Genomic DNA, 18501 nt, shown 5'->3' on the forward strand with positions numbered 1-18501 from the left:
AGACCCGGCTCGGCCGTCCGGCGGAGGGCTGGATCGGTTCAGATCGATCGGACATTGCTTGTCATCGTCCTGAGGCTCAATATGTTGCCGCTCACAACATATTGACGACAACGCCGTCGGAGGGTCTCGATGATCAGGTGGAAAGCGGTCCTGGCCTGCGCAGGAGCGATAGTTCTGCTGGCCGGTGCGCTGCCCGGCACGGCACTGGCGAGCGGCACCGCGACCGACTGCTGCGGCGGTGGCGCCTCCTGGGCCACCGGCAACAAGTCCGCTCTCGGGACCTCGACGACCACGAGCAGCCCGGTGTGGTTCACCGTCGCCGACGGCGTCACCTCGGAGGTCTTCTACCCCCGGGCCGACGTCGCGAACATGCAGGACATGCAGTTCGTCGTCACCGACGGCAGCAGTTTCGTGGACCTGGAACGGGACGCCACGAACCACGTCGTCACCATGCCCGACGAGAAGGCCCTGCAGTACACCGTCACCAACACCGCCAAGAGCGGGAAGTACCGGATCACCACCGACTACGTCACCGACCCGGCCCGCTCGACGCTCGTGCGGAACACGCGGTTCCAGTCCCTCGACGGCGGCAGCTACCGGCTCTACCTCCTGGCCAACCCGTCCATGGCCGGCGGCGGCGCCAACGACAACGCGTGGTGGGACGGCAGCGGCCTGCTGGCCAGCGGCACCGAGACGCTGTTCGGCGGCGCGGCCACCACGGTCGTCTCCGCGCTGCGCGTCTCGACCGGCTTCACCGCGCACGACAACGGCTACAGCGGCGCGGCCAGCGACTGCCTGGTGGACCTGCGCGCCGACAAGACCCTGAACAACCAGTTCGACACCATCTCCGGCACCGGCAACGTCGTCCAGTGTGGACAGATCCCGGTCGGCACCGACACGACCTTCACCGTCGCACTCGGCTACGGCGGCACGGCGGCCGCCGCCACGTCCGCCGCGAGCGGATCGCTGAGCAGCGGGTTCTCCGCGGTCGCGACGTCCTACCGGTCCGGCTGGAACTCCTATGTGGGCAGCCTGAAACCCGCTCCGGCCAGCGTCTCCGGGGACACGCAACGACGTCGCGCCTACTACGTCGCCGCGATGGCGCTCAAGACCGCCGAGGACAAGCAGCACCCGGGCGCGAGCGTCGCGGGCCTGGCGACACCGTGGGGCAACTTCACCAACGGCGACCAGCTCAACGACGGCTACCACCGCGTCTGGGGCCGTGACCTCTACCAGCAGGCGACCGGCCTGCTCGCCGCCGGCGATACCGCGCAGGCCAAGCGGATGGCGCAGTTCCTCTGGAACTCCCAGTGGATCGGCAGCCCGACCGCGGGCGACGGCACGACGTACCCGGCGGGCTCGTTCCCGCGCTACAGCCCGGTTTCCGGCGTCTCCGGGGCAAGTGCTCAGCAGCTCGGCTGCTGCGAACAGCTCGACCAGGACGCCGACGCGATCCTGCTGGCCTGGCTGACCGGCCTCACCGACGCCTCGACCTACGCCAAGGTCAAGACGACGGCGAACCACATCGTCGCGACCGGCCCGGACACCACCGAGCGGTGGGAGGAGCAGTACGGGAAGTCGCCGTCGTCGGTGGCCGCCGAGATCGCCGGCCTCATCGCGGCGGGCGCGATCGCGCGGGCCAACGGCGACACCGCGAGCGCGACCTCGTGGGAGTCCACCGCGGACTCGTGGCGCAACTCCCTGGCCGGCTGGACCGTGACCACGTCCGGCTACTGGGGCGGGCACACCTACTACGAACGGCTCGACCGCGCCGGGAACCCCAACGACGGTGCGACGATCTGTTTCGACGAAGGCTGCTTCTACGAACACGACGTCACCGACTTCGGCTTCCTCGACCTGGTGCGGCTCGGCATCCGCCCGGCCGGCGACACGACGATCGCGAGCTCGGTCGCGCCGACCGCGGCGGCGTCCGACGGCAACTCGGCGATGCAGGTGACGCTGCCCAACGGCGACGTCTACTTCCACCGCTACCCGCACGACAACTACGGCGAGAGCACCTCGACCTGCAACGGCTGGCCCGCGGGCGGCACCCAGCGGTTCGGGCGGCTGTGGCCGGTGCTGTCGGGGGAGCGCGGCCAGTACGAGCTGGCCAACGGCCGGTCGGCGGCGGTCTACCTGAAGTCCATGGCGGACTCGGCCAACGACGGGTACTTCGTGCCCGAACAGGTCTGGGACCGCGCCGACGTCGGGTGCTTCGGCCTGGGCCGCCCGACGGGCAGCGCGGGGCCGCTGATGTGGGCCGAGGGCCAGTACCTGCGGCTCGCGCAGAGCATGGACGCGGGCCACAACCTCGACACGCCGTCGATCGTGAAGTCCCGCTACGGCACCTGAGCACCCAGCTTCCGGGCCCGGGTCAGCAGCTCCTCGACCCGGGCCCGGAGCTTCGGGGTCTCCCGGTCGAGGTCCGGCAGCAGGGTCGCGTAGTCCGACACCAGCCGCCGGTAGCCGCGCGCGAACTTGCTCTTGCCCTTGTCACGCGCGTAGCGCCGGTCCAGGTCGATGATCTCCTGGGCCAGCACGGCGGCGGCCGCGGCCAGCTCGGTCCGCGCGTCCGCCGCGGCGTCACGACGTTCGCGACGGTCCAGGGCCGACCGGGCGGCCCGGCGCGAAGCCAGGTACAGCGCGGCGGCGCCGAGGACGACCGCGCCGGCCGCGGCCGCCGCGACGAGGTACCGCGGCAGCGACGGGCTGACCGTGCGGCCGCCGTCGGGGATCGCCCCGGACCGCACCAGCAGGTCGTAGTTGACGACCGCGACCTTCAGCGCCTCCACCGGGCGGTCGGTGAAGGCGTCGATGCCGTTGCCGATCATCGACTCCGCGACGAACGCCTTGCCGAAGTTCTCGTCGTCCTTGCCGGGCAGCTGGGAACAGCCGTACTTCTCGAAGTCGTCGCCGTCACGGCTCAGCATCAGCGCCAGGGTGCCGTCGGCCGCGCCGGACACGCTGTCGCACGCGTCGCTCAGGTCGGCGCCCGGTGCCAGGAACGCGACGACGAGACGCCGGTTGCCGATCACGCGTTCCGCGGCGGCCTGGTCGATCGTGACCCCGGGCGCGGCGTACACCGACGCCGTCCGCAGCTGCCGGGCGACCGGGCCGTCGAACACCCCGGCCGACCACACCGCCCAGGCAGCCAGTACCAGGCAGCCGAGCACCGCGACGCCGAACGCGCTGCCGAAGAAGCGTTTCACGCGAGCCTCCCGCGCAGGAACTCCGCCGGCCGGTAGTCGGCGCGGCCCAGCAGCTCGGCCGTGGTGTCCAAATCGGACTGTGCCGCGTCGAGCAGGCCGTGCACGTGCTTGTCCGGCAGGTTCTCGTCGAACGCTTCCCGGGCCGCCGTCAGCTGCGTGATCCCGCGCGCGAGCGCCGCGGCGGACGCGCCGTCGGTCAGGCCGGAGATCTCGACGGCGAGCGCGGTCAGGACGGCCAGCCGTGCCGGCACGCCGATCCCGGCCGGCCGGTCCGGTCGTACCACCCGGCGGCCCGAGAGGACGAGGAACCCGACCGCGCAGGCGGCGAACAGCCACGGCAGCGCGGGCAGCGCGACCCGGAGCGGGTCGAACGGGGTGTAGGGGAGCGGGCGGTCGAACAGCCCGGCGTAGCGGATGGCCGTGACGCGGTCGAGCCAGGCGCCCAGGACCTTGCGCTGCGGATAGGCGTACGTGCTGAGCCGGTCCGCGAACTGGCCGTAGAAGCTCGCCGTCACGACGTCGGAGAAGGCGGCGGCCGACGGGCCGTCGTATTCGACCCACTGGCCGTACATCGCCACGATCGGCCGGCCGGGGAACTCCTTCGCCAGTGCCGGTCCGAAGCGGACGAGCGGCCGGTCGGCCGGTTGCTGCGGCAGCGCGACGTACAACGGCCGGGCGCCGGGGAACGCGGCCGTCGTCGCGGGCGCGTCCGGCAGCGTCGCTCCCGGCGCGATGAACCGCCCGGTGCCGCGAAGCGCCGTGGTGGCGGCGGCCAGCTCCGCCGCAGTCGGGTCGCGCCGGGCGATCGCGGCCTGGTCCGGCGGTTCGGGCCGGTGGTTCAGGTGGGCGATCAGGGTGGTCAGCGACTCGGTGACGTCGCCGGTGGCGAACTGGTGGATCCACTCGCTCGCGCGGTCGGCCGAGGCCTGCAGGATCCCGCCGCTGACCTCGGTACCGACCACGCGGACGGTCGCGGCGTCGACGTCGTGCACCCGGTCGCCGTCCGCCTTCTTCAGCCCGGGCGGCGCGACGAGGATCCGGTAGCCGGTGCCGCCGGCCGCGGCTTTCACGGCCTGGTCGTCCCAGGTCGCGATCGAGCCCGGCAGCCGTACGACGGGCGTGGCCTCGACCAGCGCCGTCAGCTGCTCGGCCGATGGCACGGTCGCGCCGCTCAGCTCGCCGGCCGACCCTTCGGGGATCGGGTCCTTCGCGGCCGGCGCCTGGCCGTAGCTGACGTCGATGCTCTGCTTCTGCACGAGGAGGAACGTCACCAGCACGGCGACGGCCGCGGCGAGCAGGACCCAGCGAATCCGGTCAGCCACGGGCGGCCGCCCGCCAGATCGCGTCGGCGCGGCGCGCGTGCTCCTCGGCCGCCTGGGCCGCCCGCGCACCTCCGTGCGCTGCCGCGATGGTCTCTGCCCGGGTCAGCAACTGCTCGGCTTCCGGCTGGGGAGCGGCCGCGGCGTCGCGGCTCACGGCGGCGTTCTCGATCGCCGCCCGCGCGGCCGACCAGGCGGTCCGCCGGCGCAGTTCGCGGCCCCGCCACCAGGGCACGGCGACAACCCCGAACCCGCCGACGGCGATCACCACCGCGGCGATCACCCAGACCACCCATGTCATCCCGGCCACCTTCGATCTTCGGCGAGAAGGTCATTCTCGCGATCGAGATCCGCGAGTGTGACAACGTTGCCGCATCGTGTCCCAGCCGCTCACCGGACCAGGTGGACAGTCTTCGCGGCGGGGACGAACGTCGCCGTCTGGCCGCGGGTGAGGGCGACCTTGTCGGCCTCGAGGCCGTCGCCGAACGCGACCAGGCGGTCGGACTCGACTTCGACCGTGAGCGGCGCCGACGTCAGTTCCCCTTCGGTGCACGTGGTCCCGGTCGTCGGCGACGGCCACGCCTCGCGCACGAACCAGACCAGCCGGGTCTCGCCGGGGGCGGGCAGCCGGAGCCCGCTCCCGCGCTCCCGCCACACCGACCCGCACCAGCCGGTGGCTCCGGTGCCCGTCCCGACGAGGATGCCCGACGACGCCTGCCGTTCCGCCGGCCCGCCACCGACCCCCAGCCGGTAGCGGGCCGTCTGGTGCCCGGCGTGCCCCAGGTAGATCTCGTTGAGCGCCAGCAGCCGCTGGCCGTCGTCCGCGGTGAGCTCGGCCATCGTCCGGTGCTCGACGTCGCCGGTGGAGCGCACCAGGTCCGCGACGGCGGCGGGTGGGTGCCTGACGAGCACCCCGGGCGCGCCGGGCGTCACGCCGATCACCGGCTGGCCGTCGAGGTACTTGGCGACGTTGGCGATCAGCCCGTCCTGGCCGACCACCACGACGACGTCCTCCGGGGTGAACAGGAACCGGTCGAGGTCCGCCCGTTCGACCTCGCCGCGACGCCAGTCGAGCGGGATCGCCGCCGATGTCGCGGCGAGCGCCGCGCGCACGGCGGTGTCGGCCTCGGTCACCTCGGCCAGGTCACGGCCGCGCGTGCGCAGGAAGAACTCCGCCTGGCCGCGCGTGCCGTGCCGGGCGAGCAGTTCGGCCAGCTCGGTGCGCCGGTGCACCAGCACGACGCGCGGGGCGAGGCTCACGACCGCCCGCCCAGCTTCGTCAGCAACGGCGTGAGCAGGTCGGGCGTCAGGACCAGGCTGTCGATCTGCGGCAGGTTGCCGGCCAGCTCCTTCAGCGCCAGCCCGGTGAGCACGCCCTCGGGCAGGTCGCGGTACGCCGCCAGCCGGGCCGCCTCACCCGCGGCCTCCGCCTCGCCGAGCGCTCGCTTGCCTTCGGCTTCCACGAGCGTCAGGCGTTCCTTGCGCGATGCCTGCGCCTCGGTCTCGATCCGGTTCGCCGCGGCGGCTTCTTCGGCCTGGCGCCGCGCGTTCGCCCCGCGCTGGGCGACCAGCTGCTCTTCGCGGCGGGCCAGCTCGATCTGGCTCTGCAGCTCGTTCTCGCCGATCGCCCGTTCGCGTTCGACGGCCAGCGCGCGCCGCTCGAAGGTCGCCCGGTCGGCCTCCTGCTGCACCTTCTCCCGCGCGGTCGTCTGCAACGCCTTCTCGACCTCCGGCTCGGCCCGGATGGCCACGACGCGGACGTCGACGACGGCCGAGCCGGTCTGCGCGAGCCGGGTGTCCTCCTCGGCCAGGCCGGCGCGGATCCGGTCGCGGACCGCGCGCACGCCGTCGACCAGCGCGGTCTCCAGGGGAGTGCGGGTCAGCACCTCGACGGCGTACTGCTGGACGTTCTCGGTGAGCAGCCCGCTGATCTGGGCGAGGGGATCGCTTCTCCAGCGCCCGGTGTCGGGGTCGATGGAGAAGTCGATCCGCTGCGCGGCCAGCGCCGGGTCCTCGATCCTGAACGTCAGCGCGAGCTGCACGGTGACGTCCTGGAAGTCGGCCGTGCGGGCGTGGAACAGCAGCGGCAGCTCGCGGTCGTCGACCGGGACCTCGGAGACGACCGCGGTCAGCGGCCGGTACCAGAACGACAGCCCGACGCCGTCGTGCGCGAGCTTGCCGCGGCGGTAGTGGCGGATGTGCACGGTGGGTGCGCCGCGCAGGTGCCGGAACCCGAACCGGCGGTCGATGTCAGCCATGATCTCTCCTCTTATCGTCGGGGTGACGATATGCGGAGCCCGCCCTAATCGTCAAGCTGACGATTAGCAGGTAGGGTGGTGGCATGGGTCACCCGCCGTTCGCCGTCACCGTCGACCTCGTCGTGCTCACCCTGACCGGGGACGAGCTGTGCGCACTGGTCGTGCGCCGCGGGGTCGAGCCGTACCGGGGGGAGTGGGCGCTGCCCGGCGGGTTCGTCCGGGCGGACGAAGACCTCTCGGACGCGGCGCGGCGGGAACTGGCGGAGGAGACCGGACTGGCGCCGGGGACCGTCCACATCGAACAGCTCGCCGGCTACGGCGCCCCGGACCGGGACCCGCGGATGCGGGTGGTGACGGTCGCCTACCTGGCGCTGGCCCCGGACCTGCCGGTGCCGCGCGCGGGCACGGACGCGGCGGAGGCCCGCTGGGCCCCGGTGGGGTCGCTGTCCCGCGAGCACCTGGCCTTCGACCACGACCGGATCCTGGCGGACGGGGTGGAGCGGGCCCGGGCGAAGCTGGAGTACTCGCCGCTGGCGACGGCGTTCTGCGCGCCGGAGTTCACGGTCGCGGAGCTGCGGCGGGTGTACGAGCTGGTCTGGGACACGCGGCTCGACCCGCGCAACTTCCACCGCAAGGTGACCGGCGCCGAGGGACTGCTGGAGCCGACCGGCGGGACGACCACCCGCGACGGTGGGCGCCCGGCCCGGCTGTACCGGCGCGGGAAGGCCGAACTGCTGTACCCGCCGATGTTGCGAGCCTGACGCTCAGGCGGCGCCGAGCACGCGTCCGGCGGGACGGCGCGTGCAGGCCCACGCGGGCAACGCGGTCAGCACGCCGACCGCCAGCAGCACGCCGAGTGCGGCCACGAGCTGCCACGACGCCGGGGGAGTGGCGAACTTGGGGTTGAAGAACGCGTACAGGCCGATCCCGCCCGGGATCCCGGCCAGCACCGCGGGCACGGCGGCCAGGAGCTGAGCGGTGCACAGCGCCGTGACGACCTGGCCGGGAGTGGCGCCGAGGGTGCGGGTGACGGCCAGGGCGCGGCGCCCCTGGACCGCGGTGCTCCAGCTGACGAACACCGTGTTGAGCGCGGAAAGTGCCGCCAGCGCGACGGTGACGCCGAGCGCCACCTGGCCGATCCGGCTGTTCACCGCCGCCATGGCGGGATCGGTCAGCCCGGTTCCGGTGTCGTGGGCGACGGAGGTGCGGAACGCGAGCATCGCGGACACGGTGACGCTGATGGCGGCGGTGCCGATCGCCGTCAGCGCGGCGCGGCCGGGCCGGCGGGCGAGCAGCCGGACGCCGACCAGGAGCGAGGTGGGCAGGTACGCCGTCATCGCGGTCAGCCGCGGGCGGCGCGTGACCGGGTGGACCGGCTCGGCCAAGGCGTGGACGGTGCTCGTGCGGGTGGCCCGCAGCACGGGCCCGAGCGTCGCGGCCAGGACCACCAGCGCGGCGAGGAGGACCACGGCGACGACGGTGCCGGTGGTCGGCGGGCCGGTGGTGACGAGCAGGCCGGCGCTGGGGTTGGCCAGCCCGGGTGCGGCCAGCGTCCCGGCGGTCAGGCCGAGCGCGGTGGCCACGGCGGTCGGCAGCAGGTACTGCGCCAGCAGGACCGCGGCGACGGTCCGGGGCCCGGCCCCGACGGCCTTGAGCAGCCCGGCACGCCGGTTGTCGCGGCTCGCGCGGACGGCGGCGAGCGCGGCGAGGGTGACGATCGCGGCCGCGGCGAGCAGCCAGCCGCCGACGACCAGGGTGGGCTGGGTGTCCTTGATCATGTTCCGGTCCGTCTCGAGGACGGTCTGCCAGGTGTGGGTGTTGACCCAGTCGCCACCCCGGTTGTCCTTGGCGAACACCGTGTCGCGCCAGTGGGCCGGCGCGTCGGGATCGGACAGCTTCAGGTGGATCAGGTGGACGGGGGTGGCGTCTCCGACCGCCGCCCGGGCGTCGGCGGTGGTGAGCCAGATCCGGCCGCCGCGGTCCGACGGCCCGGGCCCCTGAGCCCAGTCGCTCCACGGGTACACCGGGGTGGCGGCGCTGATCGCGATCCCGGCAACGGGGTAGTCGCGCTTCCCGATGGTGACGCTGTCACCCACGTGCACGCCGAAGACCTCCGCGAAGCCGCGCTCGACCACGGCGCCGCCGGGACGCACCCAGGAGCCGTCGGTGACCAGCGGCCTGTCCACAGTGGACGCCGTGGTTTCCCGGCCCTCGACCGAAGCGTGCGCGTCGCGGCCGTGCAGCCCGACGGTGGCGTCGAAGGCGAAGACCGGGTCGGACTGCCCGGCCACCCCGGGCGCGGTCGCGAGGCGGTGCGCCAGGTCGGCCGGGTCCGCGGCCGTCGTGATGGCGGTGATGTCGGGGCCGGCGGTGGCCTCGCGGGTCTGCTCGAACCCGGTGGTCACGGCGTTGCCGACCGCCAGGCCCAGGGTCAGGGCCGCGGTGGCGGCCGTGACGGCGACGAGGAACAGCGCGGCCTCGCCGGGGCGGCGCCGCAGGTCGCGCGCGGCCAGGCGCCACAGCAGCAGCAGACGTCCCACGGCTCAGCCTTCCCAGCTCAGCAGCGCGCCGAGCGGGGTGGTGTCCCCGAAGCCGGTGCCGAGGCGGGTGTCGTCCACGAGCGCGCCGTCGCGCAGCGAGACGACGCGGTCGGCCGTCGCGGCGACGCGCTCGTCGTGGGTGACCACGACCAGTGTCTGGCCGGCGGCGCGCAGCTCGTCGAAGAGCCGGAGGATGTCGTGGGTCGCGGCGCTGTCGAGGTTTCCGGTGGGCTCGTCGGCGAGGACCACCAGCGGCTCGTTGACCAGCGCCCGGGCGATCGCGACCCGCTGCCGCTGCCCGCCGGACAGTTCCGAGGGCAGGTGCCGCGCCCGGCCGGCGAGCCCCACGCGGTCGAGGATGCCGGCGGCCCGGGTGCGCGCGGTCCGCGGCGAGGCACCGGCGAGCAGCGCGGGCAGCTCGACGTTCTCGGCCGCGGACAGCTCGTCCATCAGGTGGAAGTCCTGGAAGACGAAGCCGATGGCGCGCCGCCGCAGCCCGGCCAGGGCCCGCTCGCCGAGGTGGTCGATGCGCCGCCCGCCGAGCCACACCTGGCCGCCGGTGGGCCGGTCGAGACCGCCGAGCAGCTGCAGCAGCGTCGACTTGCCACAGCCGCTCGGACCGGTCACGGCGAGCGTCTGCCCGGCGGGAACGTCGAGGTCGACCCCGTCGACGGCCCGCACCAGGCTCTCGCCCCGCCCGTACACCCGCGACAGGCCGGCCGCCCGCAGCACCGGCCCGCCGTCCGTGGCCCTCCGCTGCGAGCGGCCCCTGACCAGCGTCATGCGTTTCCTCCGTCGTTCTCGCGGGCGGACCAGGTCCGCTCGCACGCCTCCAGCCAGCGCAGTTCGGCCTGCCAGCGCAGGGCGATGCCCTCCAGCAGCAGCCCGGGCTCCGAGTTCGTGTCGTGGGCGAGGACGGCGTGCTGGACCTCGGCGAGGCTGCGGAGCAGTTCCCGCCGCCGCGCGTCCACGAGCGCCAGCGGATCGGCCAGCCCCGACTCGGCCGCGGCCACCAGCTTCAGGTGGAACTCCGTGACGTCGGCCTTGGGGCCGGTGCCCTCGGTCATCCACGTGACCACCCGCTCCTGCCCGGCCGCGGTCAGCGCGTACACCTTGCGCCGCGGGCCGCGCACCGGCGCGTCTTCCCGTTCCTGGACGACCAGGCCCGCCTTCTCGAGCCGGGTGAGCGTCACGTAGATCTGCCCCACGTTCAGCGCTTCCCCCAACGGGCCGAGCGCCGCGACCAGCCGCCGTCGCAGGTCGTAGCCGTGCGACGGTTCCTTGGCCAGCAGTGCCAGCACGACGTCCTGCACGGATCCGCCTCCCTTGGACCCGTCAATAGATAGCGGTTAGCCAAAGGGAGTGTCAAGCGGCTCGTGCGGGCACCAGCCGCCGTGCGGCGGTGACCAGGGGCAGCAACCGCGTGCCGAAGTTGCGGGCCGCCAGGCCTCCGCGCGTGGCCGGGATCAGCAAGGCCGCGGCCGTGGAAACGCTGCGCTGCTTGGGTTCCACCAGCTTCCGGTGCGCGCTTTCGTACCGCCGGAACGCCGACGCCGCGTCACCCGGTGTCCGGCCCAGCTCCTGCGCGAGCGTGTACGCGCCCGCCATCGCCAGCGTCGAGCCGTCGCCGAACAGGGACACGCACGACGCCGCGTCCCCGGCCAGCGCGATCCGGCCGGACGCCCAGCCGGTCATCCGCACCCGGCTCACCGAGTCCAGGTACAGGTCGTCCGCCTCGCGCACGCGCTCCAGCAGCTCCGGCACGCGCCAGCCCGCGCCGTCGTACGACTCGGCGAGCATGCGCTTGTGCAGCGCCGAATCCCGGTGGTCGAACCCCGGCACGGCGTCGCCGCGGAACATGAACGCCGCGATCCCGGTGCCGCGCGCCGGGTGCACCGCGACCGCCCGGCCGGGCGAGTTGTACATCACCAGCTCCGTGCGGTCGGCCGGCGGTTCGGCCAGCGGCAGCGTCGCGATGTAGACCCCCATGTGCTCGACGAACGCGTGCTCCGGCCCGAACGCCAGCCGCCGCACGGCGGAATGCAGGCCGTCGGCGCCGATCACCAGGTCGAAGCGCCGCGGGGTGCCCCGCTCGAACGTGACGTCGACCCCGCCGCCGTCCTGGTGGAGCTCGGTGACCGAGTCGTGGAAGACGAACTCGGTGTCCGGCCGCGCGGCTTCGTGCAGGATCGCCGCGAGGTCGGTGCGGGGCAGCTCGATGCCGCCGTCGCCGCCCACCGTGACGCGGCCGGTCCGCCGCCCCGCGTCGTCGACGAACTTCAGCGACGTCACGGCGGTGCCCGCTTCGCGCAGCTTCGCGGTGATGCCCATCCGGTCGGCGACGGGCGCGGCCGGCCCGCGGACGTCCACGGGGCTGCCGCTCGAGCGCAGCCCGGCGGCGCGCTCGACCACGGTCGGCCGGAAGCCCGCGCGGGCCAGCCAGTACGCCAGCGTCGGCCCGGCGACGCCCGCGCCGGAGATCAGTACGGTCTGCTCGGTCATGGTGGTACCCCCATCAAGGTCCTGACCATCGGTCAGTCCCGACCGTACGCTCCTGTCCAACGGTCAGGCAAGCGGTTAGGCTCGGGCGATGACCGACGACACCCGGGCCCGGATCCTGCGCGCCGCGCTCGAGGAGTTCTCCGAGCGCGGCTTCCACGCGACGTCGGTCCGGGAGCTGGCCGAACGCGTCGGCGTCACCAAGACCGCGGTGCTGTACCACTTCCCGGGCAAGGCGGACATCGTGACGGCGCTGGCCGAACCGCTCCTGGCCGACCTCGAAGCGACCATGACGAAGGCCGCGGACGCCGCCGACCCGCGTACGGCGGCGATCGAAGGCCTCCTCGACGTGTGGCTCGGCCACCGCTACCTGCTCCGGATGAACCTGCGGGACCTCGGGCTGACCGCGTCGAAGGCGGTGTTCGAGCGCTTCCGCGCCGGCATGCTCAAGGCGAACCAGCTGGTGGCGGGCCCGGACGCGGACCTGGCCCGCCAGGTCCGGGCGGCGCAGGCGATCGCGATGCTCAGCGACCCGGTGGTGCTGTTCGCCGACGCCCCGGTGGACGAGCTCCGCGCCGCGGTCCTCGACGGCGTCGACCGGCTGTACGCCGAACCGGAACCCGGGAGCCGGCCGCGTGGCCGCCGCGGCCGCCCGACGGTGATGAGCCCGGAGACGATCGAGGCGGCACGGCGCCTCTACGACGCGGGCCGCGCCCCGGCCGACATCGCGATGGCGCTAGGCGTCTCCCGCGCCACGATCTACCGGCACCTCCCCGGCGCCGAATAATGAGACGCATTAATGAGACTTACTGAGACGTGACCTCGATGGCCGGCAACGCCGCGAGCTGACCGGAGGTGAGCTTCGAAGCCGCTTCGAAGACCTTCGCCTGGTGCTCCTTGATGCGCTCGTCCACCAGCCGGCTCAGCTCGAAGGCCAGCCGCCCGGTCTGCCGGACCGTGACGTCGTCGACCAGGGGCCGCACGGCCGAGGTGATGACGATGCCCTCGGCCGCTCCGGACCCGGACTGGGAGACACCCACCGCGTAGGTCTCGCGCGGGTTGACCGGCCCGTCGATCGAGAAGTCCCGGATCCGGCCGAGCAGCGCGTGCCACTCGGCGACCTCACCAGGGACTTCGGTGGCCTTGACATCGGCGACGGTCAACCCCATGCCGCGGTCGCCGGTGCGGAAACAGCGGGCGTACGAGTTGAGCGCCGACACCCAGAGCGCCTCGACGAGCACGGCGTCCACCCGCGGCTGAGCCAGCTCCGCCACCAGCCGTTCGCAGCACTTGAGCGTGAACTGGAGGTCATCGAAGATCGCGACGAGGTCGGCCAGGCCCAGCGCACCGGGCGTCGCCAGCTGCCGGGCGCTCGAAGGGGTCGTCGTGGAGGGGGTCATCCGGGGACGCTCCTGTCCTGGCGTGGACCTCCACGACACCGCATCCGGGGCGTCCCGCCGGTCTCAATTTGCGACACCACCCGCCACGGGCCGGAAAGACAGGGTGAACGACGTCTTCTGCGGCACCAGCCGGTACCGCGGCAGCACCCCGGGCCCGCAGGCCGCCGTCCCCAGTCCGTGGTGGGCCACGTCCAGCGTCAGGTGCACCAGCGAACCGGACTCCAGCTCGTCCGTGTGCCGGGCCGCCTCCAGCGCCGCGGCCGTCCAGCGGCGGGCGGTGAAGTCGAACGTCGGATCGCCGTCGATGCGCAGGCCCGCGCCCGACGGCGTGGTGAACCGTGCCCAGCGCACGGCCGTGCGGTTCCCGTTCTCCTGGGGAACACGTACGGCGTCTGCAGGCCGTCGACGCTGCTCGAGAACCGCCCGATCCGCACCGCCTGGCGGCTGTCCGGGTACGCCTCGCCCGGGCCGCCGCCGAACCACTCGGCCGAGCCGAACGTGCCCGGGACCGCCATCGCCAGGCCGAGCCGGGGGAGCGTGCCGGGGAACTCGCCGTCGGGGGTCACGTCCACGCGCAGCCGCAGGGCGCCGTCGAAGGCCGTCCACGTGTAGTCCGCGAACAGGCCGAACGGCTGCGCCGGCGGGGCGACGCGGGTGTGCACCACCAGTTCGTCCCCGTCGGCGTCGACGGCGAGCACGCGGTGCTGCATCCGGTGCAGTCCCGCGGCGAGCCACTGCGAAGCCTCGGACGGGCCGGGCGACGATCCGCGGTCGTTGTCGGTGGTCGCGCGCCAGACGTCGAGCCGCGGCCCGCGGACCGGGTGCCCGCCGAGCGACGTCAGCGCGCCGGACGCCGCGTCGAACTCGCCGGCACCGAGGATCAGCTGCCCGGACGTGCGGAACACCGGCCCGCGCGCCGGCGGGGATGGCCGCGCGGGCGCCGGTGACACCGGCAGCTGTCCCCAGCCGACGACGTGCCCCGCGGGCGCCCACGCCGTCGCGGAGGCCAGCGACGCCGAGACGGTCAGCCAGGACTCACCGCCGGTGACCGGCAACGACGGCAGCGGGAGGGAAACACTCTGTCCGGAGTGGACGACCGGCACGTCGAGAACACCCTGCGCGACGGCGGTTCCCTCGTCCTCGAGCACCCAGGTGAACCGCAGGTGCCCGGTGTCCGCGAAGTCGTAGTGGTTCGAGACCCGCAGGCCGTCGGGGTCGGCGTCGATCCGGACCGGCTCGATGATCTTCGCGAACTCCGTCAGCCCGGGCGACGGCGTCCGGTCCGGGAAGAGCAGCCCGTCGATGACGAAGTTGCCGTCGTGGATGGTTTCGCCGAAGTCCCCGCCGTAGGCGAAGTGGCCCGGAACGGCCAGGCCGTGGTCGATCCACTCCCAGACGAACCCGCCCTGGCAGTTCGGGTACCGCTCGAACAGCTCGCGGTACTCCAGCAGCCCGCCCGGCCCGTTGCCCATCGCGTGCGCGTACTCGCAGAGCACGAACGGGAGGTCCCGGCGCCGCGCATTGTCGTCCTCGCGGCGCCCGATCCGGTCCACCTCGTCGGGGGAGGCGTACATGCGACTGTGGACGTCCACATAGGAACAGTCGTGGTCGCCCTCGTAGTGCACCGGCCGGGTCGGATCGCGGTGCCGCACCCACTCCGCCATCCGCGCCAGGTTGTCGCCGGTGTGGCTTTCGTTGCCCAGCGACCAGAGGATCACGCTGGGCCGGTTCTTGTCCCGCTCGACCGTGCGCCGCATCCGGTCCAGGCAGGCGTCCGTCCACATCGGCTCGGAGCTCGGGTTGCGGTCCCAGCCGAGCGGGCCGAAGCCGTGGGTCTCCAGGTCGCACTCGTCGACCACCCACAGGCCGTACTCGTCGCACAGCTCGAGGAACGCCGGGTCCGGCGGGTAGTGGCTGGTCCGGACGGCGTTGACGTTGTGCCGCTTCATCAGCAGGACGTCGGCCAGCGCGGTCTCGCGCGAGACGACGCGGCCGGTGCGCGGGTCGTGCTCGTGGCGGTTGACCCCGCGCAGCAGCAGGCGCCGCCCGTTGACCTTGAGCCGGCCGTCCTCGATCGTCACCGTCCGGAAGCCGATCCGCACCGGCACCCGTTCGGCCACGGTGGACAGGGTCCCGTCGTACAGCCGGGGCGTTTCGGCGCTCCACGGTTCGACGGGCAGTTCCAGCGGCTCACCGGCCGGATGGCCCGCGACGCCCAGCGCCGGGATGTCCAGCACGACGTCCGCGGCGGTCTCGACGCGGACCGTGCCGAGCCCGGTCGTGTGGTCGTAGTCCGCGCGGAGCCAGTAGTCGCCGATGCCGCCGGAGGGCCGGGCGAGCAGCGTGACGGCCCGGAAGATCCCCGACAGCCACCACATGTCCTGGTCTTCGAGGTAGCTGCCCGCCGACCACTGGTGCACGCGGACCACGAGGACGTTGTCCCGCGGCTTCAGCAGCGGCCCGACCTCGAACTCCGACGGCAGCCGGCTGCCCTTCGTGACGCCGAGCTCGGTGCCGTTGAGCCAGATCCGGCCGCACGAGTCGATCCCGTCGAAGCGCAGCACCGCCGGCCCGGCCGGCCAGCCGGCGGGCAGGTCGAACCGCAGCCGGTGGTCGCCGGTCGGGTTCTCCGACGGCACGTGCGGCGGGTCGACCGGGAACGGGTAGTGCACGTTCGTGTAGGCGGGCTCGCCGTGGCCGTGCAGCTGCCACAGCGACGGCACCGGCAGCTCGTCCCAGGTGGCGTCGTCGGCTTCGATCGGGTCAGGGGCGGCGGCGAGGCTCGGCGAGAGCCGGAAGCGCCACGTGCCGTTCAGCGACAGCGACGGAGCGTCGGACGTGAAGGCCGCGCGCGGGGGTACCGAACCGTGACCGGGGCCGAGGTCTTCGACGTACGACATGGAGTCCTCTCCGCCCTCGAAGGCACTGCGCGCGACCGCTTCGTGAACGCTCCCGTGAACGTTCACGGACTGCTCGGGAGTGTGCTCGGCGGCGGGACCGGGTGTCAAGGGATCAGGCGGATTCGCGCAGGTGGAGCGCCGCGCGGACGATCAGCTCGGCCGGTTCGAGGGGGACGGCACCGGTCACGAGCCGGGCCGCCTGGTCGACGGCCAGCGTGCCGAGTGCGCGGGTGTCGAGGGCGACGCTGGAGAGCTCCGGTTCGACCAGGGTGCCGAGGGCCAGCCCGTCGAAGCCGATCACGGCGAGGTCGCCGGGCACGCGCAGGCCGAACCGGCGGGCCTCGCGCAGGGCGCCGATCGCGATGACGTCGTTGAAGGCGAACACGGCGGTGACGCCGGGGTGGGCGGCGAGCAGGGCGGCCAGCGCCGCCCCACCGCCGTCGACGGTCTGGGCGGCGCGCGCGATCCACCCGGGCGCGACGGCGATGCCGTGTTCGGCGGCGGCCCGGAGGAACCAGGTCTGCCGGATGCTGGGCTCGGGCCGGCGGTCGTGGTCGAGCATCCCGATCCGCCGGTGGCCGCGGGCGACGAGGTGGGCGACGGCCTCGCGGACGCCGTCCTCGCCGTCGATCGAGATGCCGCTGAACCGCGGGGTGCGCGGTTCGCGGCCGATCAGGACCACCGGGATGCCGGCGGTGAAGCGGTCGAGGTCCTCCTCGGACCGGCTGAAGTAGCCGACCACGGCGTCGACCTGGGTACCGATGACGCGGAGCGTGGCGAGCTCCTGCTCGGCGTCACCGGCGGTGTCGTAGACGACGACGTGCCAGCCGCGGGCGCGGGCCGCCTGCAGCGCGCCGGAGGCGACCTCGGTGAAGAAGGGGTTGAGCAGGTCCGGCACGACGAGCCCGATGGTGGTGGTGTCCTGCCGGACGAGACCGCGGGCGAACCGGCTCGGCCGGTACCCGAGCTCCCGGGCGGCGTCGAGGACGCGCTGCTTGGTCGAGCCGTCGATCTCGGCCTTGTCGTTCAGCGCGCGCGACACGGTCTGCCGCGAGACCCCGGCCGAGCGGGCGACGTCGTGGATCGTCACGCGCCGGGGTTCCGTGCTCGAGGACACCACCCACCTCCTGGAGGACGAGTATGCCCGTCCCCGCCCGCGCCGCTACCCGGGCGGCCGTGCTCGGAACGCCGACTCGCGTGATTGAACGGCCGACACCCGTGATCGGAGGGTCGACACGGGCTCGCCCGCCGTGTCGACCCCGCAATCACGCGTGTCGACCCGCTGATCACGCGTGTCGACCGTGCCGGCACGCGTTCCTCAGAAGATGGACCAGCCGGTCAACGTCGTGAAGCGGTCCAGCGCCGACACGCCCGCGACCGAGTTGCCGCGCGCGTCCAGGCCCGGGCTCCACACGCACACCGCGCACCGGCCCGGGACCACCGCGAGGATCCCGCCGCCCACGCCGCTCTTGCCCGGCAGCCCGACCCGGTAGGCGAACTCGCCCGCCGCGTCGTACGTGCCGCACGTCAGCATCACCGCGTTGATCCGCTTCGCCGCGCTCAGCTCCAGCAGGCGGGTGCCGTCGTTGCGGACGCCGTGGCGGGCCAGGAACAACGCCGAACGCGCGACGTCCGCGCAGCTCATCGCGATCGAGCACTGGCGGACGTACTGGTCGAGCACCGACGGCACCGGGTGGCGCATGTTGCCGTAGGACGCCATGAAGTACGCGAGGGCTCGGTTGCGGTCGGCGTGGCCCGCCTCCGACTCGGCCACTTCCGGGTCGACGTCGATGTCCGGCCGGCCGCTCTCCTCGCGCAGGAACGCCAGCAGCGCGTCGACCGCGTCGCCGCGGCGGGCGAGCTCGTCGGTTACCACCAGCGCGCCCGCGTTGATGAACGGGTTGCGCGGGATGCCGTCCTCGTGTTCCAGCTGCACCAGCGAGTTGAACGGGTCGCCGGACGGTTCGCGTCCGACGCGCGCCCACACGCCGTCGCCACGGGACAGCACCAGGGCCAGCGTGAACACCTTGGACATGCTCTGCACCGAGAACGGCCGCTCCCAGTCGCCGACGCCGTGCAGTCCACCGTCCACTTCGGCCACCGCCATGCCGAACCGGTGCGGCTCGATCCGGGCCAGGGCGGGGATGTAGTCCGCGACGGCGCCGCGGCCGACCTCGGGCGCGACGTCGACGGCGATCCGGTCCAGCAGCGCCGCGAGGTTCACGGCCGTAGCGTAGAAGCCGCGTCCGCCCGGGCGCACGGCGGCCCTGTCAAATCGAAACCGGGTGATACCAGCGAAATACCCCTGGTGATCTCCGGCACATGTTAAGTCTTCCTTAGCCTGCTTGGTGACTTGCCGCACAACGTTTAGCGTCT

At 73.4% G+C, this 18501-nt stretch carries 15 protein-coding genes and 1 pseudogene; 3 read left to right on the forward strand and 13 right to left on the reverse strand.

What is annotated here, in order from left to right; genetic code table 11:
• Window positions 1-129: 129 nt before the first annotated feature.
• A complete protein-coding gene (locus tag QRX60_RS37325) occupies window positions 130-2352 on the forward strand; it encodes a glycoside hydrolase family 15 protein (RefSeq protein WP_285996156.1) in 2223 nt (740 codons plus the stop codon).
• On the opposite strand, the gene QRX60_RS37330 is transcribed toward QRX60_RS37325, so the two are convergent.
• The 5 genes from QRX60_RS37330 to QRX60_RS37350 form a co-directional block, all read right to left on the reverse strand.
• Window positions 2340-3209 carry a hypothetical protein gene (locus tag QRX60_RS37330; RefSeq protein ID WP_285996157.1) on the reverse strand — a complete coding sequence of 290 codons (870 nt, stop codon included), beginning with the start codon at window positions 3207-3209 and terminating at the stop codon, window positions 2340-2342. The genes QRX60_RS37325 and QRX60_RS37330 overlap by 13 nt on opposite strands.
• Window positions 3206-4531 (reverse strand): hypothetical protein, encoded by a 1326-nt coding sequence (locus QRX60_RS37335; RefSeq protein ID WP_285996158.1) that lies wholly within the window; start codon window positions 4529-4531, stop codon window positions 3206-3208. The genes QRX60_RS37330 and QRX60_RS37335 overlap by 4 nt, the downstream gene beginning before the upstream one ends.
• Window positions 4524-4829 carry a DUF6403 family protein gene (locus tag QRX60_RS37340; RefSeq protein WP_285996159.1) on the reverse strand — a complete coding sequence of 102 codons (306 nt, stop codon included), beginning with the start codon at window positions 4827-4829 and terminating at the stop codon, window positions 4524-4526. The genes QRX60_RS37335 and QRX60_RS37340 overlap by 8 nt, the downstream gene beginning before the upstream one ends.
• Before the next feature lie 89 nt (window positions 4830-4918).
• A complete protein-coding gene (locus QRX60_RS37345) occupies window positions 4919-5788 on the reverse strand; it encodes an NAD(+)/NADH kinase (protein WP_285996160.1) in 870 nt (289 codons plus the stop codon).
• Window positions 5785-6786: an SPFH domain-containing protein gene (locus tag QRX60_RS37350; RefSeq protein WP_285996161.1), complete on the reverse strand. Its 1002-nt coding sequence runs from the start codon at window positions 6784-6786 to the stop codon at window positions 5785-5787. Before QRX60_RS37350 ends, QRX60_RS37345 begins: the two co-directional genes overlap by 4 nt.
• A gap of 83 nt (window positions 6787-6869) precedes the next feature.
• On the opposite strand from QRX60_RS37350, the gene QRX60_RS37355 reads away from it, so the two are divergent.
• Window positions 6870-7547, forward strand: coding sequence for an NUDIX hydrolase (locus tag QRX60_RS37355; protein WP_285996162.1), 678 nt, complete (start codon window positions 6870-6872; stop codon window positions 7545-7547).
• A gap of 3 nt (window positions 7548-7550) precedes the next feature.
• Here the strand turns inward: QRX60_RS37355 and QRX60_RS37360 are convergent, their stop codons facing one another.
• The 4 genes from QRX60_RS37360 to QRX60_RS37375 are packed head-to-tail and all read right to left on the reverse strand — an operon-like array spanning window position 7551 to window position 11828.
• Window positions 7551-9326, reverse strand: coding sequence for an FtsX-like permease family protein (locus QRX60_RS37360; RefSeq protein WP_285996163.1), 1776 nt, complete (start codon window positions 9324-9326; stop codon window positions 7551-7553).
• Between the two features lie 3 nt (window positions 9327-9329).
• Complete coding sequence (locus QRX60_RS37365; protein ID WP_285996164.1) at window positions 9330-10109, reverse strand: ABC transporter ATP-binding protein; 780 nt, start codon at window positions 10107-10109, stop codon at window positions 9330-9332.
• On the reverse strand, window positions 10106-10639 hold the full coding sequence (locus tag QRX60_RS37370) for a PadR family transcriptional regulator (protein WP_285996165.1): 534 nt from the start codon (window positions 10637-10639) through the stop codon (window positions 10106-10108). Before QRX60_RS37370 ends, QRX60_RS37365 begins: the two co-directional genes overlap by 4 nt.
• A 52-nt stretch (window positions 10640-10691) precedes the next feature.
• The gene (locus tag QRX60_RS37375; RefSeq protein WP_285996166.1) at window positions 10692-11828 is read right to left on the reverse strand and encodes an FAD-dependent monooxygenase; all 1137 of its coding nucleotides are present in this window, start codon (window positions 11826-11828) and stop codon (window positions 10692-10694) included.
• Between the two features lie 88 nt (window positions 11829-11916).
• Between QRX60_RS37375 and QRX60_RS37380 the strand changes: the two genes are divergently transcribed.
• Entirely contained in the window at window positions 11917-12612 is a 696-nt protein-coding gene (locus QRX60_RS37380; RefSeq protein WP_285996167.1) for a TetR family transcriptional regulator, read from the forward strand.
• A 19-nt stretch (window positions 12613-12631) separates the two neighbouring features.
• Here QRX60_RS37380 and QRX60_RS37385 read toward each other — a convergent pair whose 3' ends face one another.
• The 4 genes and pseudogenes from QRX60_RS37385 to QRX60_RS37405 all read right to left on the reverse strand — a co-directional run bounded on the left by QRX60_RS37385 (window position 12632) and on the right by QRX60_RS37405 (window position 18349).
• Window positions 12632-13225 (reverse strand): hypothetical protein, encoded by a 594-nt coding sequence (locus tag QRX60_RS37385; protein ID WP_285996168.1) that lies wholly within the window; start codon window positions 13223-13225, stop codon window positions 12632-12634.
• A gap of 63 nt (window positions 13226-13288) precedes the next feature.
• Window positions 13289-16125 (reverse strand): annotated as a pseudogene (locus QRX60_RS37395) (glycoside hydrolase family 2 TIM barrel-domain containing protein).
• Window positions 16126-16237: 112 nt separating this feature from the next.
• The gene (locus QRX60_RS37400; RefSeq protein ID WP_285996170.1) at window positions 16238-17242 is read right to left on the reverse strand and encodes a LacI family DNA-binding transcriptional regulator; all 1005 of its coding nucleotides are present in this window, start codon (window positions 17240-17242) and stop codon (window positions 16238-16240) included.
• A 201-nt stretch (window positions 17243-17443) separates the two neighbouring features.
• Complete coding sequence (locus tag QRX60_RS37405; RefSeq protein ID WP_285996171.1) at window positions 17444-18349, reverse strand: glutaminase; 906 nt, start codon at window positions 18347-18349, stop codon at window positions 17444-17446.
• Between the last annotated feature and the right edge of the window lie 152 nt (window positions 18350-18501).

It is taken from the genome of Amycolatopsis mongoliensis (genome assembly GCF_030285665.1).
Lineage (GTDB): Bacteria > Actinomycetota > Actinomycetes > Mycobacteriales > Pseudonocardiaceae > Amycolatopsis > Amycolatopsis mongoliensis.